The sequence below is a fragment of the Deinococcus rubellus genome (assembly GCF_025244745.1).
GTDB lineage: Bacteria > Deinococcota > Deinococci > Deinococcales > Deinococcaceae > Deinococcus > Deinococcus rubellus.
On the sequence record NZ_CP104213.1, the window covers coordinates 1,933,138 to 1,952,681 of the forward strand.

General features: G+C 66.7%; 20 protein-coding genes. 8 read left to right on the top strand and 12 right to left on the bottom strand.

Annotation, left to right across the window (positions count from 1 at the left end; translation table 11 throughout):
• Nucleotides 1-47: 47 nt before the first annotated feature.
• Complete coding sequence (gene ddrA, locus N0D28_RS09945) at nucleotides 48-638, top strand: single-stranded DNA-binding protein DdrA (RefSeq protein WP_260559374.1); 591 nt, start codon at nucleotides 48-50, stop codon at nucleotides 636-638.
• Nucleotides 635-787, top strand: coding sequence for a hypothetical protein (locus N0D28_RS09950; RefSeq protein WP_260559375.1), 153 nt, complete (start codon nucleotides 635-637; stop codon nucleotides 785-787). The genes ddrA and N0D28_RS09950 overlap by 4 nt, the downstream gene beginning before the upstream one ends.
• A gap of 60 nt (nucleotides 788-847) precedes the next feature.
• Here the strand turns inward: N0D28_RS09950 and trpA are convergent, their stop codons facing one another.
• The 6 genes from trpA to N0D28_RS09980 form a co-directional block, all read right to left on the bottom strand.
• Complete coding sequence (trpA, locus tag N0D28_RS09955; protein WP_260559376.1) at nucleotides 848-1,669, bottom strand: tryptophan synthase subunit alpha; 822 nt, start codon at nucleotides 1,667-1,669, stop codon at nucleotides 848-850.
• Nucleotides 1,666-2,889 (bottom strand): tryptophan synthase subunit beta, encoded by a 1,224-nt coding sequence (gene trpB, locus N0D28_RS09960; RefSeq protein WP_260559377.1) that lies wholly within the window; start codon nucleotides 2,887-2,889, stop codon nucleotides 1,666-1,668. The genes trpA and trpB overlap by 4 nt, the downstream gene beginning before the upstream one ends.
• A gap of 62 nt (nucleotides 2,890-2,951) precedes the next feature.
• A complete protein-coding gene (gluQRS, locus tag N0D28_RS09965; protein WP_260559378.1) occupies nucleotides 2,952-3,821 on the bottom strand; it encodes a tRNA glutamyl-Q(34) synthetase GluQRS in 870 nt (289 codons plus the stop codon).
• 90 nt (nucleotides 3,822-3,911) lie between these two features.
• On the bottom strand, nucleotides 3,912-5,087 hold the full coding sequence (locus tag N0D28_RS09970) for an alanine--glyoxylate aminotransferase family protein (protein ID WP_260559379.1): 1,176 nt from the start codon (nucleotides 5,085-5,087) through the stop codon (nucleotides 3,912-3,914).
• A gap of 100 nt (nucleotides 5,088-5,187) precedes the next feature.
• Nucleotides 5,188-5,616: a hypothetical protein gene (locus N0D28_RS09975; protein WP_260559380.1), complete on the bottom strand. Its 429-nt coding sequence runs from the start codon at nucleotides 5,614-5,616 to the stop codon at nucleotides 5,188-5,190.
• Nucleotides 5,617-6,726 (bottom strand): acetate/propionate family kinase, encoded by a 1,110-nt coding sequence (locus tag N0D28_RS09980; protein ID WP_260559381.1) that lies wholly within the window; start codon nucleotides 6,724-6,726, stop codon nucleotides 5,617-5,619.
• Nucleotides 6,727-6,813: 87 nt separating this feature from the next.
• Here N0D28_RS09980 and N0D28_RS09985 point away from each other — a divergent pair, with 87 nt between their 5' ends.
• Entirely contained in the window at nucleotides 6,814-7,041 is a 228-nt protein-coding gene (locus N0D28_RS09985) for a hypothetical protein (protein ID WP_260559382.1), read from the top strand.
• Between the two features lie 112 nt (nucleotides 7,042-7,153).
• Here N0D28_RS09985 and pepF read toward each other — a convergent pair whose 3' ends face one another.
• Nucleotides 7,154-8,965 carry an oligoendopeptidase F gene (gene pepF, locus N0D28_RS09990; RefSeq protein ID WP_260559383.1) on the bottom strand — a complete coding sequence of 604 codons (1,812 nt, stop codon included), beginning with the start codon at nucleotides 8,963-8,965 and terminating at the stop codon, nucleotides 7,154-7,156.
• A 132-nt stretch (nucleotides 8,966-9,097) separates the two neighbouring features.
• Between pepF and uvrC the strand changes: the two genes are divergently transcribed.
• Nucleotides 9,098-10,960, top strand: coding sequence for an excinuclease ABC subunit UvrC (uvrC, locus tag N0D28_RS09995; RefSeq protein WP_260559384.1), 1,863 nt, complete (start codon nucleotides 9,098-9,100; stop codon nucleotides 10,958-10,960).
• On the opposite strand, the gene N0D28_RS15680 is transcribed toward uvrC, so the two are convergent.
• The 5 genes from N0D28_RS15680 to N0D28_RS10025 are packed head-to-tail and all read right to left on the bottom strand — an operon-like array spanning nucleotide 10,902 to nucleotide 15,418.
• Complete coding sequence (locus tag N0D28_RS15680; RefSeq protein ID WP_376777670.1) at nucleotides 10,902-12,494, bottom strand: MFS transporter; 1,593 nt, start codon at nucleotides 12,492-12,494, stop codon at nucleotides 10,902-10,904. The genes uvrC and N0D28_RS15680 overlap by 59 nt on opposite strands.
• Nucleotides 12,494-13,789: an MFS transporter gene (locus N0D28_RS10010; protein WP_260559386.1), complete on the bottom strand. Its 1,296-nt coding sequence runs from the start codon at nucleotides 13,787-13,789 to the stop codon at nucleotides 12,494-12,496. The genes N0D28_RS15680 and N0D28_RS10010 overlap by 1 nt, the downstream gene beginning before the upstream one ends.
• A 41-nt stretch (nucleotides 13,790-13,830) precedes the next feature.
• The gene (miaA, locus tag N0D28_RS10015; RefSeq protein ID WP_260559387.1) at nucleotides 13,831-14,718 is read right to left on the bottom strand and encodes a tRNA (adenosine(37)-N6)-dimethylallyltransferase MiaA; all 888 of its coding nucleotides are present in this window, start codon (nucleotides 14,716-14,718) and stop codon (nucleotides 13,831-13,833) included.
• Nucleotides 14,718-15,047 (bottom strand): DUF1622 domain-containing protein, encoded by a 330-nt coding sequence (locus N0D28_RS10020; RefSeq protein WP_260559388.1) that lies wholly within the window; start codon nucleotides 15,045-15,047, stop codon nucleotides 14,718-14,720. The genes miaA and N0D28_RS10020 overlap by 1 nt, the downstream gene beginning before the upstream one ends.
• Nucleotides 15,044-15,418, bottom strand: coding sequence for a DUF1622 domain-containing protein (locus N0D28_RS10025; protein WP_260559389.1), 375 nt, complete (start codon nucleotides 15,416-15,418; stop codon nucleotides 15,044-15,046). Before N0D28_RS10025 ends, N0D28_RS10020 begins: the two co-directional genes overlap by 4 nt.
• Nucleotides 15,419-15,645: 227 nt before the next feature.
• On the opposite strand from N0D28_RS10025, the gene miaB reads away from it, so the two are divergent.
• The 4 genes from miaB (at nucleotide 15,646) to N0D28_RS10045 (ending at nucleotide 19,505) form a co-directional block, all read left to right on the top strand.
• Nucleotides 15,646-17,025, top strand: coding sequence for a tRNA (N6-isopentenyl adenosine(37)-C2)-methylthiotransferase MiaB (miaB, locus tag N0D28_RS10030; RefSeq protein WP_260559390.1), 1,380 nt, complete (start codon nucleotides 15,646-15,648; stop codon nucleotides 17,023-17,025).
• 46 nt (nucleotides 17,026-17,071) lie between these two features.
• Nucleotides 17,072-17,623, top strand: a complete 552-nt coding sequence (locus tag N0D28_RS10035; protein WP_260559391.1) for a C39 family peptidase — start codon at nucleotides 17,072-17,074, stop codon at nucleotides 17,621-17,623.
• Nucleotides 17,624-17,681: 58 nt separating this feature from the next.
• Nucleotides 17,682-19,091, top strand: coding sequence for an IS66 family transposase (tnpC, locus tag N0D28_RS10040; RefSeq protein WP_260559392.1), 1,410 nt, complete (start codon nucleotides 17,682-17,684; stop codon nucleotides 19,089-19,091).
• Nucleotides 19,092-19,157: 66 nt separating this feature from the next.
• Nucleotides 19,158-19,505: a hypothetical protein gene (locus N0D28_RS10045; protein ID WP_260559393.1), complete on the top strand. Its 348-nt coding sequence runs from the start codon at nucleotides 19,158-19,160 to the stop codon at nucleotides 19,503-19,505.
• Nucleotides 19,506-19,544: the final 39 nt, after the last annotated feature.

A 19,544-nucleotide genomic window follows, 5' to 3' on the forward strand; every position in this document is an offset into this window, starting at 1 on the left:
TTATATTACGTCTTGACCGTAACGCTATTCTGTTATAGACTAAATCCATGAAACTGAGCGACGTACAGAAACGACTCCAGGCCCCGTTTCCCGCAAAGGAAGTCAACTGGAAACCGGCCAGTTTTACCCGTGACCGCAGCCGCGCCCTGCTGCTGGCCCACATCGACGCCCGTGCCGTGCAGGACCGGCTCGACGCCGTCTGTCCCGACGGGTGGAGTTTCGAGATGGAGATCGTCACCGGGGCGGGCCGCCCTACCGTCAAGGGCCGCCTGACGGTGCTGGGCGTGGTACGTGAAGACATCGGCGAGGCGCTTGAGGGCGACCTGGGCACCTTCAAGGCAGCGGCCAGCGACGCCCTCAAGAGATGCGCGGTGCAGTTCGGTATCGGACGCTACCTCTACGATTTGCCCAAAAGCTGGGCCGACTGGGACGACGCCCGGCACGCACCTGTCCATACGCCCGAGCTGCCGCAGTGGGCAAGGCCCGACCACGAGCGCAGTCCCGGCGGCGCGCACCTGATCTCGGCCATCGATCAGCTCAAGTACGAACTGCCGGACGATCTGGATTTGCAGCGTGAGCTGTACAAGCACCTCAAGGCCGCGCTGGGCAGCCTGCACCCGGCTGGGAAGGCCGCGTGATCTCGCGGCGCTCCGGGCAACCTGAGCAGCCACGGCAGGCACGCCGCTGCGCCAGCCGCAGTGAGCCCGACAGTCTTCCCGCCGTGTGGCTGGTCGCCGCCCTGCTGCCACTGATCGTGCTGGGCGGCTGGCTCTCGCAGTTTGCCTGAATCAACGAACAGAAGCGCGGCCCCCGAGAGTCAGTCGGGGGCCGCGCTTTGCTGGCAAGCTCAGCCGTCTTTTCTGCAGCCCGCCACGATTTGCGCGGCCAGCGCGCCCAGGTCTTCCCCACCCGCCACCGCGTTGATAAAGGCACTGCCCACCACCACGCCGTCCGCGTCGGCGTCGACTGCGACGGCGTGGGCCGTCTGGGCGTCCTTGACACCGAAGCCCACCGCGACAGGCAGAGCGGTGTGCGCTTTGGCGAGTTTGACGAGTGCCGGAACCTCACTCAGTGCGCCGCTCTCGCGTGCGCCGGTCACGCCGGTCACACTCACCGCATAGACGAAGCCGGTGCAGGCCGCCGTCACGATCCGCACCCGCTCGGGGGTGCTGGTGGGCGCGATCAGAAACGTCAGGGCCAGGCCCGCCTCGGCGGCCAGTTCGCGGATGCCGATGTCCTCGTCGGGCGGCAGGTCCGGCAGAATCAGCCCGTCCACCCCAGCCTCCACCGCCAGGCGCATGAACTCGCTCGGCCCCACAGCATAGACCGGATTGATGTAGGTCATGATCACGATGGGCTTGTCGGTATGTGCCCGCAGCTCTTTAATCAGCTCGAAGGTGCGCCGGGTGCTGGTGCCGCCCTTCAGGGCCGTCTCCCCGGCACGCTGGATGGTGGGGCCGTCGCCCAGCGGGTCGGAATACGGCAGCCCGACTTCCATCAGGTCGGCCTGCTCCAGCAGCGTCCGGGCCACGTCCAAGAAGCGCCCGGCGTCAGGGTAGCCCGCCGTCATGAAGGGAATGAAGGCGGCGCGGCCCTCCATTTTGGCGGTCTCGAAGGCAGCGTGAAGGCGCTGGATCCGGCTGGGGGGAATCTGGGCAGTCTGGGTCATGCGTGCTCACCCCCGGTCAGCAGGCGGGCCACCTCGGCCACGTCCTTGTCGCCGCGCCCCGAGAGGTTGACCACGATGATCTTGCTCTCACCGAGTTCGCGGGCGGTGATGACGGCCTGATGAATGGCGTGGGCACTTTCCAGAGCGGGAATGATGCCCTCCAGCCTGGCCAGCAGTTGCAGGGCGTCGAGCGCCTGCGCGTCGGTCACCGGCACGTACTCGGCCACCTGATGATCGCTGTAGTAGCAGTGCTCGGGGCCGATACCGGGGTAGTCCAGCCCGGCGCTGATCGAGTGGGCCTCGGTGATCTGGCCCTCATCGTCGTTGAGCAGGTACATCATCGAGCCGTGCAGCACCCCGACCTTGCCCCCGGCCACGCTGGCGGCGTGAAAACCGCTGTCCACGCCCTGCCCCGCCGCCTCGGTGCCGATCAGTCGGGGGCGCTCAGCTTCGGGCAGGTAAGCGAACGGCGCGAAGATGCCGATGGCGTTGCTGCCGCCGCCCACGCAGGCGATGACGACGTCGGGCACCTGGCGGCCTTCGAGGGCCTCGAGCTGCCATTTGGTTTCCTCGCCGATCACACTCTGAAAGTCGCGCACCATCGCCGGGTAGGGGTGCGGCCCCACCACCGAGCCGAGGATATAGAAGGTGCCGCGCACATTGGTCACCCAGTCGCGGATGGCCTCGTTGGTGGCGTCTTTCAAGGTGGCGCTGCCAGAAGTGACCTCGCGGACCTCCGCACCGAGCAGCTTCATCCGGAACACATTGAGCGCCTGGCGGCGGATGTCCTCACGGCCCATGTAGACGACGCACTCCAGACCCAGCAGTGCGGCGGCGGTGGCGCTGGCCACCCCGTGCTGCCCGGCCCCGGTCTCGGCCACCACCCGTTTCTTGCCCATGCGGACAGCCAGCAGCGCCTGTCCCAGACAGTTGTTGATCTTGTGCGCCCCGGTGTGGTTGAGGTCCTCGCGCTTGAGGTAGATTTTCGCACCGCCCGCATATTTGGTCAGGTTCTCGGCGAAATACAGTAGGCTGGGGCGGCCCACGTAGTCGCGCAGTAAGCGCTCGAAATCGCCCAGAAAAGCGGGATCGATCTTGGCCTGGGCGTAGGCGTCGCGCAGCTCGTCGAGCGCCGGGATCAGGGTCTCCGGGACGTAGCGCCCTCCAAAGATACCGTAGCGTCCGCGCTCGTCCGGCAGCGGATAGGTGGGAAGATTCATGGACCCAGGGTAGGCCGCTCAGCGCCGTCCTGAATGTGAAACTTAGACAACTTGTCTAAAAGTTATTCTATCACTTTGTGAAGAAGACTTTCGTAGATGGGCAGGAGGTCCTGGGCCCTGATTTCGGCGGGCACCGACCAGCCCAGCGAGGTCGCCAGTTCGCTGAGGATGCGGCCAGCAGGGACACCACCCGCGCGCAGCGCCGCGAGGCTGGGCGCGCCGCCGCGTTTGGCCAGCCGTTCACCTCTGAAGTCGGTCATCAGCGGTACGTGGAAATAGCGCGGGGTCGGCAGGCCCAGGGTGCGTTGCAGGGCGATCTGGCGCGGCGTGCTACTCAGCAGATCGGCCCCCCGCACCACGTCGGTGACGCGCATCTCGGCGTCGTCCACCGCCACCGCCAGATGATAGGCGTGGACGCCGTCGCCGCGCCGCAGGACAAAGTCGCCCACCTCGCTCGGCAGGTGCTGGCACAGTGTCGTCTGGGTCCAGCCGTCGTTGAAGCAGACCGTCTCATCAGGCACGCGCCAGCGGAGAGCGGCCTGAGGATTGGAGGGGTGGTGAGCACGGCAGGTGCCGGGGTAGACGGCTTCGGGGCCGTGCGGCGCGCCTGCGCTGGCGTGGATGGCTTCAGCAATCTGGCGTCGGGTGCAGGTGCAGGGGTAGGTGGGGAGAAGCGTGAGAGCAGCAGCGTAAAGGTCTCTTCGCTCCGACTGTATATATTCAAAGTCCCAGTCGAGGCCGAGCCAGGTCAGGTCGCGGCGGATCAGGTCGGCCGCGCCGGGACGGACCCGTGCGGTGTCGAGGTCCTCGATTCTCAGGACATGCTGACCGCCCTGGGCGCGGCTGTGCAGCCAGGCCAGCAGCGCGGTGCGGGCGTTGCCGAGGTGCATCGCCCCGGTGGGGCTGGGGGCGTAGCGGCCTGTGACGGGCATGGGAAGCAGGATACTCCCCAGACAGCGGCGGGTCAGGGGCAGTCGCTGACATCTCCCCTGACGCCACGCAGCCCTTTCAGGGTGGGCCGCTCAGACTCCGCTCTCCAGCGCTGCATCGAACCGCCGCACCAGTCCCGGCGCGTCCAGCATGTCTTCCAGGGCCACCATCAGAATGCGGTAGGGCGCGGGGCGGGCGGCCTCGCCCATCAGGCCCAAGCGCCAGATCAGGCCCGCCGTAGGGCCGAGGCCGCCGGTCACGCTGATCTCGCGCTGCCGCAGCCCGGCGCGCACGCCCGCGTCATCGAAATGGTCGGGCAGCCGCAGGGCCAGCACGGTGGGCAGTCTGGCCTCGGGGCGCTCGACGTAGGGCGAGAACCCCAGCGGCGCGAGGGCGGCAGTGATGGCCCGGCCCATCCAGCGCACGCGGGCGGCACGCTCGGGCAGGCCCTCTTCCAGGGCGGCGCGCAGGGCCTCAGCGAAGGAAAAGTGCAGGTTGACCGGGACGGTGTGGTGGTAGGTATGCTCTATCCAGTAATCGCGCAGACCACTGAAATCGCAGTACCACAGCGGCGTGGGGTGACGGCGGGCGGCGTAGCGGGCGAAGGCGCGCTCGCTGATGGCGATGGGCGCGAGGCCGGGCGGAGCCGACAGGCACTTCTGCGCCCCGGTATAGGCGTAGTCCACCCCCCAGCCCTTCATGTCGAACGGCTCCATGCCCGCCGTCGTCACCGCGTCCACGGTGAGTAGCGCCCCCGAGCGGCGCACGATCTCGGCGATTTCCGGCAGCGGGTTGAGCACCCCCGTACTCGTCTCACCGTGGACGACGGCCACCATCTGCGCGCTCCCCAGGTGGTCGGCCACGTCCGCCGGGTTGATCGGCTCGCCGAGCGGGGCCGTCACCAGCCGGACCTTCGCGCCGTAGCGGGCGGCCATCTCAGCCATCCGGCGGCCAAACGAGCCGTTGGCGCACACCAGCACGTCGTCGCCCTTCTCCACCAGATTGGCGAACCCCGCCTCCATGCCCAGCGAGCCGGTTCCGGCCAGCAGCGCCGTAAAGGTTTCCGGCCCGGTGCCGTACATCTCGCGCAGATCGGCCTGCACGGCCCGGTTGAGCGCGAAGACCTCGGGGTCCATGTGGCCGAGCATCGGGCGGGTCAGTGCCCGCATGGCGCGCGGATGAATCGGGGTGGGGCCGGGGGTCAGCAGGGTGTGTTCGGAGTAGTCGGGGGCGGGCGGGGTGAGCTGGGGAGTTTCGAGCAACTTCATGCAGGCAGTATAACGTGGAGAGGAGGAATGTTGCGTTGATATGTTAATATAAAGGTAGAGACGCAATTTAATTGCTAAAAGATGCAGATAGACCCGCCGTCTACTTCAGGGAGAGGGCCAGCCACCAAACGCACAGGCCGCCGCGCAGCAGCCAGGCCAGGGTGCGAATCCAGTTACCGACGACGAGTTGCCGGTGCAGCCGGGCGTCGAAGGCGACCGACAGGCGACCATGCAGCGGCGACTGGAACAGGCCGGTGGACATCCAGATGGCCAGCGTGAGCGCCAGGCCAAGGCCCAGGCTCCAGCTGGGCAGCGCGGGCGGGACGCGCAGGGCCAGCCAGGCGGCGCTGAGCAGTTCGGCCAGCATCAGCGGGCCAACCAGGAAAGTGATGCGGGTCTGGTGTTCACGCTCGTAGGTGGGCCAGCTTGATAGGCCGACACGCGCGAACAGCGGGTAATGGACCAGTTGGATGGTCAGGATCAGCCCGACCAGTGCCCAGGTGACGGCGGCGTGGAGGATCAGCAGCATTCAGAGATCCAGCACGGCACGCACCTGGCGGGCGATCTCGCCTTCCTCATCGGTGGGAATGACCAGGGCAGGCTTGCTGCCCGGCGTGGTGATGAGCCGCTCTCCGCCGCGCACGGCGTTGGCGGCGGCATCAAGTTCAAAGCCGAGAAAGGTCAGGCCGCCGAGCACGTCGGCGCGCAATTGAGCATCGTTTTCGCCGATGCCGCCGGTAAAGACCAGGGCGTCGAGGCCGTTCATGGCGGCGGCGTAAGCCCCGATCTGCTTGACCAGGCGGTAGGTCATGACCGAGAGAGTCAGCCGGGCGCGTTCGGTACCCGCAGCACGCACGTCACGCAGGTCGTTTGAGACGCCCGACAACCCCTTGAGTCCGCTCTCCTTGTTGAGCAGCCGCGACGTTTCCTCCAGACCGTAGAGTTCGCCGAGGCGCAGCACCGCGCCGGGATCGAGGTCGCCGCTGCGGGTCCCCATGACCAGGCCCTCCAGGGGGGTCAGGCCCATGCTGGTGTCCACGCTCACGCCGCGCAGCACAGCGGCGGCACTGGCCCCGTTGCCGAGGTGCAGGGTGACGAGCTTGTCGGCCTGCTCTCCTGCCCCGCCCAGCAGTTCCGCCGCCCGGCGCGAGACGTAGGCGTGCGAGGTGCCGTGAAAGCCGTAGCGGCGAATCCCGCCCCCGGTGTAGAGGTCGTAGGGCAGGGCGTAGAGGTAGGCATGGGGCGGCAGGGTCGCGTGGAAGGCGGTGTCGAAGACGGCCACGTTCGGCACGCCCGGCAGGGCGGCCAGGGCGGCCCGGATGCCCTGCACGGCGGGCGGGTTGTGCAGCGGCGCGAGGTCGGCCAGCGCGGCGACGGCTTGCAGCACCTCCGGCGTGATCAGGGTGGCGGCCCGGAAGGCCTCGCCGCCGTGAACGACGCGGTGGCCGATGGCCTGCACCGTCACAGCCGGGGGCAGGCCGGCCAGAACACGACTCAAAGCACTGGCGTGGTCGGGGTCGCCCCCAGGTTCGCCGATACGCTCGACCAGGCCGCTGAGCAGGCGCTCGATGCCGCACAGGAGCTGGTATTTGAGGCTGCTGGAACCGGCGTTGAGCACGAGGATGGCGGTGCGGGTCATAGGCGGTATCTTAACTGAGTGCTTGGTTTCACGAGATTTTCTGTTCGTGAAATTTATTTCTTGACAAGAGGCGCTACCCTGCTGGGCATGGAAGAACTTTACAAAGACCACCGCATCAAGATCGAGCGACCGCAACTCCCGCAGTTTTCCAGCGGGCCACTGCGGGGCGGGGCGGCGCAGACCTGGAAGATCAGCGTGGACGGACGCGACGTGTCCCGGCACATTGTCAAACGCAAGATGGACAGTATGGAGGAGGCCCTCGCGGCAGCCCAGAAGTACGTGGATAGGCTGGAGCCGCGCCCACAAGGCGAGTAAGGTGGAATTGAACGGCCTGCGTCTCAACCAGTACGGTTTGGCGAAGATGAAAGGAAATTCGGTGTTCTCTCCGAATTCCATTGGAATTGGAGCCAAACCGTAGAACGCCTGATCAGGTTGTCTGGGCCGCTGTGTCTCGCTGGGCGAGCAGTTCCTCCAGCCGGTCCACATACCCGGCGAGCACCTTGAAGGTCTCCTCCACCGGTTGCGAGGTCGTCAGGTCCACGCCCGCCGCCTTCAGGGCGTCCAGCGGGTCGAGCCTGCCGCCCTCGGACAGGAAGTGCAGGTATGTCGTGCGGGCCGCGTCGGGATCGGCGCCGAATCCGGCCCTGAGCTGGTGGGCGGCGCTGATGCCGGTGGCGTACTGGTAAGCGTAGAAATTGCTGTAGAGGTGGGTGGAGAACTCTCCCCAGGTGACGCCGCTGCGCTCACGGTCCACCTTGACGCCCTCGCCGTAGCCGTCTTGCAGCAGATCGGCCATCAACGTGTTGAGGGCCGGAGCGCTGAGGCTCTCTCCCGCCTCGATCCGGCGGTGAATTTCCAGCTCGAAGCGGGCCAGCGTCGGCATGATGAAGAAGTAGCGGTGAAAGTTGGAGACGGCCTCTTCGATCAGGGCGACCTCAAAATCGGGATCGGTGTTGTGGGCGAACAAATGGTGACGCACCATCGCCTGATTGAAGTTGGAAGCGACCTCGGCAGCGAACAGGGTGTAGCGCGGCACGCTGCTGGCCTGTTTCTGCTGGGAGAGCCAGGAGTGCATGCTGTGGCCGATCTCGTGCGCCAGGGTGCTCATGCTGCCCAGGCCGCCCTGAAAGCTCATGAAGATGTAAGGCTTGACCCGCGCCCCACCGTTACTGTAGGCCCCCTGACGCTTGCCCGCGTTGCTGGCCCAGTCCACCCAGCGCTCGGTGGTCAGGCCTGCGCGGGTCTGGGCCTGGTAAGCGTCGCCCAGCGGGGCTATACCGTCCACGATGGCGTCCACCGCTTCGGGGTAGGACATCTCCGGGGCGCTCACCAGCGGGGCTTTCACGTCGTACTCGCGCAACTCTGAGAGGCCCAGCCAGCGGCGGCGCACGTCCCAGTAGCGGTGCCAGATCTGGATGTTGGCGAGGTAGGTGTCAATCAGGGTGTGAAAGACCGAGGTGGGAATGTGGTCGGGCGTCAGGGCCGCCGTGAGGGCGTCGGGGTAGCGGCGGGCGCGGGCCATGAAGACGTTCTGGCGGACGTGGGTGGAGAGGGCCGCCGCCATCGTGTGCTGGGCGGCCAGGTGGGCGTCAGCGTAGGCTTCCCAGGCTTCCCGGCGCACCTCGCGGTCCGGGTCGGCGGTGAGGCGGTCGATGTTGCCCTGGCCGATCTGAATGCCGCCGACGCGCCCGAAGTCCAGGTCCATGTTGACCAGGGCCGGGTGAATGCCGCGCTCGCTGGCAAAGGGGGCCTGCACCAGTCCCAGTAGTTCCTCCACCTCGGCGCTGCGAACGTGGGGGCGTTCGCGCCAGACGCGCTCGATCATCACTGCGAAATCGGCCAGGTCGGGCCGGGCCAGCCAGGGGCGCACCTGGACCTCGTCAAGGAGGAGCAGTTCGGGTCTGGCGAAGGCGGTGCTGGCGGCAAACACACTGCCGAGCGAGGCCGCCTGGTCGCGGCGGGCGGCGGCCTGGGTGTCCTTGCCGTCCACGCTGGCACTCATGCTGGCATACGACATCAGGCGGCTCAGGCGCATCCGCAGGGCCTCGTAGGCGGTGAGGTAGCTGGCGAGCGCTTCAGGCGACTGGCCGAGCGTTCCGGCGAACTGGCCGAGCAACGGAATGTCGGCAGCGAGCGCAGCGGCCTCGACTTCCCAGGCTTGCGGCGTGGCGTAGAGGGCCCCGATGTCCCAGGTCTGCTCGGTCGGTACGTCGTGGCGGGCGGGTGGGGTGGTGGTCATGTCGGGAGTCTAGGCGGCGGGGGTGTGGAAAGAATTGGAATGGATGGCGGTTGCGTTAAATTATATATATTCTTTGGGCTTTGGTAAGGCTGGCGGGAGTCGTCCCGGCCCTTCCCGGCCTAGACTGAGGCAATGCACGTTGACGATCTGCCAGTGCTGCCGACCACCCCCGGCGTCTACATTTTTCGCGGCAAGGGCGGCACGCCGATCTATATCGGTAAGGCCAACAACATTCGCAGCCGGGTGGGGCAGCACTTCAAGGCGGGCGGCAAGAGCGGGCGGTTTACCCGCGAGGCGCTGGAACTCGAATGGATCTCGGCACGCAACGAAGTGGAAGCGCTGGTGCTGGAAGCCAACCTGATCAAGCAGCACCGCCCGCACTACAACGTTTTGCTGAAAGACGACAAGCATTACCCCTTTTTGAAGCTGACGCATGAGGCCTTTCCGATGCTGGTCGTCACCCGGCGGGTCATCAAGGACGGGGCCAGTTATTACGGACCGTACCCGGACGCCTCCGCCGTGCGGCGGGTCAAGCACCTGATCGACACCATGTTTCCGCTGCGCAAGAATTCCGGGCTGCCGATGCAGAAAAAGCCGCGCCCCTGCCTGAACTACCACATGAACCGCTGCCTGGGGCCGTGCGTGGACCGGGCCGATCCCGGCGAGTACGGGCGGGTGGTCGACGACGTGAAGGCGCTGCTGGAAGGCCGGGCGGCGGGGGTGGTGGCGCAGCTCAAGTTCGACATGAAAGCGTCGGCCCAGGGGCAGGATTTCGAGCAGGCAGGCAGGCTGCGTGACCGCCTGCAAGCGGTGGAGAAGCTGTTCGGCACCGAGCAGGCCGCCATGCAGACCGGCAGCGACGATCTGGACTTTCTGGGCTACGCACAGGCCGGGGAGTTCGCCATGGTTCAGCTCTTCCGGATGCGCAGCGGGCGGGTGGTGGGGCGCGACAAACGCTTCCTGACCGGGGCCGACGAGGCGGGGGGAGGTGAGATTCTTGGGGCCTTCGTGCAGGACTACTACGCGCAGGCCACCCACGTGCCGCCCCTGATTCTGCTGCCCGCCGAGTACGCCGACGCGCCGCTGTGGACGAATCTGCTCAGCGAGCGGGCCGGGCACCGCATCGAGATGCGCCTGCCCAAGCGCGGCGACAAGACCGAACTCACCGAGATGGCCCAGCGCAACGCCGAGACGGGCCTCGAATCGGAACTGGCGCTGCTGGAGCGCCGGGGCGACCATCCGGGCCTGGACGCCCTGCGCGAGGTGCTGGCGCTGCCGGAGCGGCCCTGGCGCATCGAGGGCTACGACAATTCCAACCTGTTCGGCACCAATATCGTCTCGGGCATGGTCGTGTTCGAGGGCGGCAGGTCACGGCGCGGCGAGCACCGACGTTTCAAGGTCAAGGGCCTGGACCATCCCGACGACTACACCTCCATGCGCCAGACCGTGACCCGGCGGTTTTCGGGGAGCCTGGCCGACAAGTTGCCGCTGCCGGACCTGATCGTCATCGACGGCGGGCGCGGGCAGGTCAATGCGGCGCTCGACGCCCTCAAGGAAGTCGGGGTGAATGTGCCGGTGGTGGGTCTGGCCAAACGCGAGGAGCGCATCATCTTGCCGGGACGCTACGGCGCGCAGTTCTGGCTGACCGGCGGCTCAGAAATCGGCGTGGACCGCGAGTTGCTGCTGCCGCACACCCACCCGGCCCTGCGGATGCTGATCGGCGTGCGCGACGAGGTGCACAACTACGCCATCACCTACCACCGCAAATTGCGCGGCCAGGACATGCTCCGGAGTGTCTTCGACGACCTGCCGGGCATCGGCGAGAAGCGCCAGTACGCGCTGCTCGAACACTTTTCCAGCCTGGAAGATCTGGGGGCCGCCAGCGTGGACGAGATCGCCCGTGTGCCGGGCATGAACGCGCGGGCGGCGCAGAGCGTCAAGGAGTTTCTGACAACACGGCTGGCGGCGCGGGTAGTAAACGGGCAGCCGGGGTAGTTCGCGTCGCTCGCAAGTGCCGCTCTCGGCGGCCTTTCTCAAGCTCCAGAACCCCACCACGCCGCCCGCCACGGCCAGCAGGCCCGATCCCCAGCACACCAGCCGGAAGCTGTCGGCGAAAGCCTGCTTGACCGCCAGCGCGGCGGCAGCCGTCTGCACGGTGCTGAGATTCGTGGGAACCGGCACCTGGGCAAGGCGGCCGCTCTGCCTGGTCATGCTCTGGCGGGCCGATTCGGGCAGGTCGGCAGCTTGCAGGAAGGTGCCCAGCGCCCCCCGGAAGTGGCTGAGCATGACTAAGGTGAAGACCGCCAGCGCGATCAGTCCGTCGGCGCGCGACACGGCATTGTTGACGCCTGAAGCGGTGCCGGAATACCCGTCGCCTACCGATCCCATGACCGCCGAGGTCAGCGGGGCCACCGTGACCGCCATGCCCAGGCCGATGACCAGCCTGAACGGCAGCACCCTGGTCCAGTAACTGCCGCCCACGCCGAGGCCGCCGAGCAGAGCGAAGCCGAGGCCCGCCAGCACCGGGCCCGCCGTGAGCAGCCAGCGGGGGCCGATCCGGTCGGCCAGACTGCCAAAATAGCCGGACAGCCCGGCCAGCAGCAGCGAGAGTGGCAGGAAGGTCGTCCCCGCGAGGGCGGCGCTGTAGCCCTGCACCCCGATCAGGTTGAGCAGCAAAAAAAACAGCGCCGCGCCGAGCGCGCCGTAGAGCAGAAATGTCAGCAGGTTGGTGCCAGAAAAGGCGGCGGAGCGAAAGAGACTGAGCGGCAGCATCGGTGCCCTGGCGCGGGCTTCCCAGAGGACAAACAGCGCCAGTACTGCCGCGCCGCCCAGGGCAATCAGCAGCGGCGGGCCGGTGAGTCCACTTTCTCCGGCGCTGATCAGGCCGTAGGTCAGCCCACCCAGACCCAGCACCGCCAGCGCCGAGCCGGGCAAATCGGGCCGGGCGCGGGAGTGGGAGTCGGGCACGGTGTCGGGCACCGCCCGCAGACTCAGCAGCACCAGCACCGATCAGAAAGACGACGCGCCAGGACGCCGTGTCGACCAGCACGCCGCCCAGCGCCGGGCCGAAGATGGTCACCAGACTGGTGGTGGACGACCACAGCCCGATGGCCCGACCACGCGAAGAGCCGGGAAAGACGGTGTTGATCAGCGCCAGACTGCCGGGAATCAGCAGCGCCCCGCCGATGCCCTGAAGGATGCGGGCGGCGATCAGCAGTGGCAGGTTCGGCGCGAGGCCGCAGCCCAGTGAGGCCGCCGCGAAAATCAGCACGCCCAGGCCAAACAGCCGCTTGCGCCCGTAGACATCACCCAGCGCCCCGCCGGTCAGGATCAGGGCGGCCAGCATCAGGGTGTAGGCGTTGACCACCCACTGCGCCGCCGTCAGATCGGCCCCGAAATCCTTTTGCAGGGCGTTGAGCGCCACATTGACCACCGAGCCGTCGATGAAGGCCATGCTCGACCCCAGCACGGTGGCGATCAGCGTCCAGCGCTGGGCCGGGTTAAACGGGGCCGGAGCGGCGGGGGCCATTACGCCTCAGTGTAGGCGCTGGCATGCGTTTCAACTTCCGGTTCTCGGTCCTCGGCCGGATGATCCTCGGCGATGTCGGTCAGGTTCATGGCGCGCAGTTCGGGCGCAAGGTAAGCGGTGACGCCCACCACGATCAGGGTCACGATGCCGCCGAGCCAGACGCTGCGGGCCGTGCCAAGCAGTTTGGCCGACACGCCGCTCTCGAAGGCCCCCAGCTCGTTGCTCGCCCCGATGAACATGCCGCTGACGGCATTGACCCGCCCGCGCATGTGATCGGGGGCCTTGAGCTGCAAGGTGGCGCTGCGGATGACCATGCTCACGCCGTCAAAGAGGCCGGTGGCGACCAGGGCGGCCACACTCAGGTAAAAATTGTGCGACAAACCGAACACGATGATACTGACACCGAAGCCCGCGATAGAGATCAGCAGGGTGCGGCCCGCGTTCCTGCCCGGCGGACGGCGGGTGGCGTAGAGCATGACGGCCAGCGCCCCGATACTGGGGGCCGAGACCAGCACGCCCAGGCCCGTCGGCCCCACCTTGAGGATGTCCGAGGCAAAGATCGGCAGCAGGGCCACCGCGCCGCCGAACAGCACACTGAACAAATCGAGCGCCATGCTGCCCACCAGCACCTGCCGCTGCAAGACGAAGGCCAGTCCTTCTTTGATGCTCTGGACGAACGGCTCCCCGGCCTTGAAGGCGGGAATGGGCTTGGGCTTGACGAAGACGACGCAGCCGAGCGAGAGGAGCAGCAGGACAAAGGCGAAGACGTACGAGCCGCGCGCACCCACCGAGGCGTAGAGCACGCCGCCGAGCGCCGGGCCGAAGATGGAGGCCGCCTGCCCCGCGCTGGAGCGCCAGGCCGAGGCCCGCAGCAGCAGTTCGCGCGGCACCACCTGGGCCTGGAAGGCGGGCAGCGCCGGGTCGGAAAAGCCGCGCGCCACGCCGAGGGTGAAGATCAGCGCCAGGATCGGCCAGATGCCGACCGAGGCGGCGTGCGGCGCGTAGAGGGTAAAGCCCAGAGCGCAGATCACCTCCACCGAGATGGTCATCAGCAGGATGCGGCGGCGGTCATTGCGGTCGGCCACCACGCCGCCGAACAGCGCCAGGCTCAGCGCGGGAATGGCCTCCACCAGGCCGAGAATGCCCAGCGTCAGGGGATTCTTGGTGATCTGGTAGAGCTGGTAGGCCACCGTCAGGGCCACGGCACGGCTGGCCAGGGTGCTGCACACGGCGGCCAGCAGCATGGCGCGGAATTCGGGCAGACGCAGCACGTCCCGGCTGGAAGGCAGACTCATGAGCAAGCAGTCTAGGGGGCGGACTCAGGGCGCGGAGCGATTTACCTTACGAGTGACAGAAAGGCCTGGAGCGCGGTTTCGACTTCCCGCTCCGTCTGAACCGCCGCGCCGAGCTGGGTTCTGGCCCAGGTGAGCTGACGTTTGGCGTACTGGCGGGTCTGGAGGACGATCTGTTCGGCAGCCTGCTGGGGGCCGAGCTGCTGACGGGCGACGGCCAGGGCTTCCCTGTAGCCGAGCGCCTGCCACACCGTCGCAGCCTGGTCCGGCGCGACCTGTTCGGCCAGCCAGGCAGCTTCTTCAGGCCAGCCCGCGCCGAGCATGGCGTGGACACGCTGCCGAATGCGGGCTTCCAGATCCGGCTGGCTGAAGGCAAGCACCTGGTAGCAGTGGGCGGGCGCGCTGTGGCCGAATTCGCCGGGAAAGCGGCCGGTGCGGCGAAAGATTTCCAGCGCCCGGACGACGCGGCGCGGGTTGCGCTCCATCCGGGCGGCCTCCGGCGGATTGCGGGCGGCGATCTCGGCAATCAGGGCATCGAGACCGCGTTCTGCCAGCTCAGCTTCGACCCCGGCTCGGGCCTGGGGATCGCTCGGCGGGGTCAGCGGCAGGCCGCGCACCAGGGCCTTGAGGTAAAAGCCGCTGCCGCCTACGATCAGCGGCACCCTGCCCCGGCCCAGGATGTCGGCGGCGGCCTGCTCGGCCAGCTTGAGCCACTGGGCCACGTCGAACGGGTCGGTCACGTCCACCACGTCGAGCAGGTGATGGGACACCTCTCGCCGCTCGGCGGGCGTGGGCTTGGCGGTGCCGATGTCCAGCCCCTTATAGACCGTGAAGGCGTCGGCGGCAACGATCTCGAGCGGGAATTGCCGGGCCAGCCGCAGGGCCAGCGCGGTTTTCCCGGCGGCGGTGGGGGCGGTCAGGATGGGCAGCATCAGGCGGGGGCCGCCAGGGACGGCGGGGCCGCAATTTGGCGGCGCTCCCAGGTGAAAAAACGCTTCAGCAACGTTCGCAGAGCGAACAGGGCCACGAATAAGGCGATCTGGTGCCAGATCTGCAAATCGAGGGTCTTGAGCAGGGTGGCGGCCACCTCGAAATTGAGGGCCGTCAGCGCGCCGTCGGCGATGGTCAGGCGGGCTTTCACGGTGTTGGCTTCGTTCCGGCCGCGCAGCAGGGTCCACAGCGCGGCCAGGACATAGCCCACCAGGACCAGGCTGCCCACGGCCCCGATAACCAGAGCGGCGGGGGCCGTCCAGGCGTTCATGGGCCGCTCAAAGCGGGCGGGGCGGCCGGGCAGCTGCGCCTGGCTTGAGAGTCGATTTCCTGCTGCAAGAAGTAGTTGAGCAGGGTCCGCAGCGCGGCGATGGCAGCCAGCTTGCCGATCTCGTCCCAGCTCGGCGCGATGGCGGTTCGCAGGATATCGGCGGCCAGCTCGAATTCCAGCGCCACCGCCAGCCAGCGGGCCAGTTGCAGCCGCACATTCTCCTTGGCCTCGTCAGGGGCCGCCGGGCGCGCGAAGAAGACGCTGAGCGCCCACCAGGTGGCTTGCAGGGCGGCCAGCGCGATAATCAGCCCCGCCGCGCCCTCCACTCCGGAAGCCAGATAAAAGCTCCACTGTTTGAACAGCTCCTGCACGGTGGGCAGTTTAGCGGATCTGGGGTGCTCGGCGGCGGCACAAGATATTGATGGTCCGGTCTTCAAGATCACCCCGGAGGAAGCGGCCGAAGATCGCGGCGCTGTGGTCAGAGACCAGAAGATTGAGAACGACGCGGAGGCTGAACATCGATCATCTCAAAACTGCGCTAGTATTTCCCCCTTGACCCGTGGCCCTGGACTCCCTCCAGCCCGCCCAGGAGGACCAGATGAAAGCGCACATGATCACTTACGGCTGCCAGATGAACGAGTACGACTCGCATCTGGTGCAGTCTCAACTCGTCTCGCTCGGGGCCGACATGGTGGACTCGGTGGACCAGGCCGACTTCGTGCTGATCAACACCTGCGCCGTGCGCGGCAAGCCGGTGGACAAGGTCCGCAGCGTGCTGGGCCAGCTGCGCAAGGAAAAGGCGACCCGCAGATTGGTGATCGGCATGATGGGCTGCCTGGCGCAGCTCGAGGAAGGCCAGCAGATCGCCCGCAAGTTCGAGGTGGACATTTTGCTGGGGCCGGGCAGCCTGCTCGACATCGGCGCGGCGCTGGAGAGTAGCGAGCGCTTCTGGGGCCTGAACTTCAAAGACGAGCTGCACGACCACATTCCACCGCCGCCAGTCGGCAAATTGCAGGCGCACCTGACCATCATGCGCGGCTGCGACCACCACTGCACCTACTGCATCGTGCCGACCACGCGCGGCCCGCAGGTAAGCCGTCACCCCGACCAGATCCTGCGCGAGCTGGACACGCTGCTGGAGGCAGGTGTCAAGGAAGTGACGCTGCTGGGCCAGAACGTGAACGCCTACGGCTTCGACACGGGCGCAAAACTCGCAGGCTATCCCAGCTTTGCCGAGCTGCTGCGGATGGTGGGTGCCAGCGGCATTCCGCGCATCAAGTTCACGACCAGCCATCCGATGAACTTCACCGAGGACGTGGCCGCCGCGATGGGCCAGACGCCTGCGGTGTGCGAGTTCGTACATCTGCCGGTGCAGAGCGGCAGTGACCGGGTGCTGAGGCGAATGGCGCGCGAGTACAGCCGCGAGAAGTACTTGACGCACATCGCCCAGATCAGAACACACATGCCGGACGCGGTGCTGGCCACCGACATCATCGTGGGCTTCCCCGGCGAGACCGAAGAAGATTTTCAGGACACGCTGAGTCTTTATGACGAGGTGGGCTACGACTCGGCCTACATGTTCATCTACTCGCCCCGGCCCGGCACGCCGAGCTACAGGCACTTTCAGGATCTGCCGCGCGAACTCAAGACCGAGCGGTTGCAGCGGTTGATCGTCAAGCAAAAAGAGTGGAGCGCCCGGCGCAACGCCCGCTTTCAGGGCACGGTGCAGGAAGTGCTGCTGCGCGGCGACGCCTACTCGGCGGGCCACCTGGAGGGCCACACGCGCGGCAACCATCCCGTCGTGGTGCCCAAGGCGCACGGCGCGGAAAGCGCAGGGCTGTACCGGGCACGAATCACCGCCACCACCCCGCACATGTTCTACGGCGAACTCATCGGCGCGGACGGGCAAGCGTTGAGCGTGCTGCCCAATTTCGAGCCGGAAGCGGCGGGGCTGAGCAGTCCGCTGGCGATGCTGTGAGCAGCGGCCTTCTCACGGTCCAGGTCTGCACAAGCCGGGCATAACGTTGACCCGCCCTGCCTTCCTGGCCCTGGCCCTGCTCGGCCCGGCCCTGGCCGCCGCCCCCCCGTCCACCCAATTGAGCGGCATCCGGCACGAGTACCAGCAGCTCAACAACTGCGGGCCGGTGACCACCGGTAGGGCGATGAGCTACTGGGGCAGCACCCAGACGCAGGCCCAGATCGCGCCGAGACTCAAGGACGACGCCTTCGACAAGAACGTGAATTTCAGCGAGCTGAAGCCCTATGCCGAGGCCCAGGGGTATTTCGTGCATCAGGGCGTGAACGGCACCTTGCCGCTGCTCAAGTCGCTGATCGCCAGCGGCTACCCGGTGGTGGTGGAAACCTGGTTCGTCACGGGAAGTGACGGCGGGATGAACCACGACCGCCTGCTGAGCGGCTACGACGATTCGAAAGGGACATTCCGGGCCTACGATTCGTATCTGGGGCCGAAGCTGAGCCTGAAGTACGCCGAGCTCGACCGGCTGTGGCGCGGCTACAACCGCAGCTACATGGTGGTGGTGCCGAAAAGTAAGGCGGGCAACCTGAAGAGTATTTGATTAGCGGCCCCCAGCACACCCGTCCAAGGACGGGGGTGCTGCCGTTAAGCTGTGGTGGATGACTGGGACGTTGAGGGAGCAGGAGCTGCTGGAGATTATCCGCCAGCAGGCTCAGCGGTTCGAGCGGCTGGAAGCCGAAAACCGCGCGCTCAAAGCTGAGAATGCACGCCTGAAGAAGCGCCTTGAAGACCTTGAGCGTAAGAGCCGCAAGTACGCGGCACCGCACAGTCGTGAAACCCGTAAAGCTGATCCCAAACCCCCAGGACGCCGTGCGGGAGAGGGGCTTTTCACGTACAAGCAGGCACCGACACCCGAACAGATCACTCAAGTGATCGAGGTCAGTGCGCCAAATACCTGCGCTGCTTGCGGATTCAGCGGCAAATTGCTCTTCAAGCGCCAGGACAAAGCTTGGATCACCGAACTCGCTGCTGAGCGCGCTCAGCAGCTCACGGAATATCACGTTCCGGTGATGGTGTGTCCTGCGTGTGGTGGCACGGTGCGCGGCGTGCATCCTGACCTGGCAGCAGATCAATATGGGGCAACGGCTCACCGCTGCGGACCACGCCTGAAGGCCAGCCTTCAGGTGCTGCACCATGAAATCGGCCTCCCACAGCGCCGGTTGCCACGGGTGCTCCAGTTGACGACCGGAATTCGCATCACGCAGGGCGCAGTGACCCAGGACGCACAGCGGCTGGCTGAGGATGCAGGCCCCCTGGCAGCCCATGTTCAGACCCTGGAAGCTGATCTGCGCGCGGCCGCGTTTGTGCATCATGACGATACCGGCTGGCGGATCAGCACCAGTCAAGCCTGGGTCAGCACCTTCCGTTGCGCCCAGACCGTGCTGTTCACCGCCAACCACCAGCACACCAACATCGAGCTTCGAAAGGTCCTGGGCGACGCCTTCCAAGGCATACTGGTCTGCGACCGATTCAAGGTTTATGACAGCAAGAACCTCGATCAGGTCAGGCAGCAGAAGTGCCTGGCGCATCTCATCCGCAACGCGGATGAGGTCGCTGCCGGAGAACAACAGCGGCCCGGTCGAGGACACGAATACGGCCTCCGACTGGCGCAGGTGTTCCGCGACGGGATCAAGCTCCATCGGCGCTATGACGAGGGATGGTGTACCCGGGAAGAATATCGGCAGCAGGGTGAGTCCCTCACCCTGCGCCTGGAAAAGGTGCTGATGCGTGCACCCTTGAAGACCAAGGCCAACGAGCGGCTGCGCCTGGGGATTCTAGAACAGCACCTTCGTGAAAGGGTGCTGCTGTTCCTGTCGGATCCGGAAATTCCACCGACCAACAATGCTGCCGAACGCAGTCTCAGAACCGTGGTCATGGCCAGGAAAGTCTCGCAGTGCAGTAAAAATGCACGGGGAGCCACCACGTACATGCGCATCAAGTCGACGGTGGAAACCGCCCGCCTGCGTGGTCAGGATCCCGTTGGTATGCTGATGTCCCTGCGCTGTTGAACCAGGACAACTCGCTAATCAGATACCCTGAAGACGCTGCTGGGGACGCAGCACCAGGGCCAGGCCATGTGGCGTGCAGCACTCAAAACGGCGCAGGCGGAAGTCGAGGCCAGACCCGACGCCTTCGGCTCCCTGAATCTGGGCGCGGCCAAGTTGCATCTCGGTGACGCCAGGGGCGCGGCGCGGGCCTTCGACGCGGCCCAGCAGCTCAGGCCCGACGCCTCGCTCGACCCGACCCGGCCCGCCTCGGCTGTGGGCGGCTGGCCCTGGCGAACGCTGTGGTACCGGTTCGAGCCGCTGGACGCCTACCTGCGGGTGGGACGCAAGGCCGAGGTGCAGCGCCTGACGGCGGCCACGCTGCACAACACGCCGCGGCACAAGGAGTTGCTGGCGTGGCAGCGGCGCAGTCAGTGAGGCCCGGCACGGCGCGCTCCCGCTCTCCCCTGCTACACT

Coding starts and splice junctions, on each gene's coding strand:
- miaA (WP_260559387.1), bottom strand. CDS start 14,718: ATGCTGCCCATCCTGACCGCCCCCACCGCCGCCGGGAAAACCGCGCTG.
- trpA (WP_260559376.1), bottom strand. CDS start 1,669: ATGACCCAGACTGCCCAGATTCCCCCCAGCCGGATCCAGCGCCTTCAC.
- N0D28_RS09980 (WP_260559381.1), bottom strand. CDS start 6,726: ATGACCCGCACCGCCATCCTCGTGCTCAACGCCGGTTCCAGCAGCCTC.
- N0D28_RS09970 (WP_260559379.1), bottom strand. CDS start 5,087: ATGAAGTTGCTCGAAACTCCCCAGCTCACCCCGCCCGCCCCCGACTAC.
- trpB (WP_260559377.1), bottom strand. CDS start 2,889: ATGAATCTTCCCACCTATCCGCTGCCGGACGAGCGCGGACGCTACGGT.
- pepF (WP_260559383.1), bottom strand. CDS start 8,965: ATGACCACCACCCCACCCGCCCGCCACGACGTACCGACCGAGCAGACC.
- gluQRS (WP_260559378.1), bottom strand. CDS start 3,821: ATGCCCGTCACAGGCCGCTACGCCCCCAGCCCCACCGGGGCGATGCAC.
- N0D28_RS09975 (WP_260559380.1), bottom strand. CDS start 5,616: ATGCTGCTGATCCTCCACGCCGCCGTCACCTGGGCACTGGTCGGGCTG.
- N0D28_RS15680 (WP_376777670.1), bottom strand. CDS start 12,494: ATGGCCCCCGCCGCTCCGGCCCCGTTTAACCCGGCCCAGCGCTGGACG.
- ddrA (WP_260559374.1), top strand. CDS start 48: ATGAAACTGAGCGACGTACAGAAACGACTCCAGGCCCCGTTTCCCGCA.
- N0D28_RS10020 (WP_260559388.1), bottom strand. CDS start 15,047: ATGAACGCCTGGACGGCCCCCGCCGCTCTGGTTATCGGGGCCGTGGGC.
- miaB (WP_260559390.1), top strand. CDS start 15,646: ATGAAAGCGCACATGATCACTTACGGCTGCCAGATGAACGAGTACGAC.
- N0D28_RS09985 (WP_260559382.1), top strand. CDS start 6,814: ATGGAAGAACTTTACAAAGACCACCGCATCAAGATCGAGCGACCGCAA.
- N0D28_RS10045 (WP_260559393.1), top strand. CDS start 19,158: ATGTGGCGTGCAGCACTCAAAACGGCGCAGGCGGAAGTCGAGGCCAGA.
- N0D28_RS10010 (WP_260559386.1), bottom strand. CDS start 13,789: ATGAGTCTGCCTTCCAGCCGGGACGTGCTGCGTCTGCCCGAATTCCGC.
- uvrC (WP_260559384.1), top strand. CDS start 9,098: ATGCACGTTGACGATCTGCCAGTGCTGCCGACCACCCCCGGCGTCTAC.
- tnpC (WP_260559392.1), top strand. CDS start 17,682: ATGACTGGGACGTTGAGGGAGCAGGAGCTGCTGGAGATTATCCGCCAG.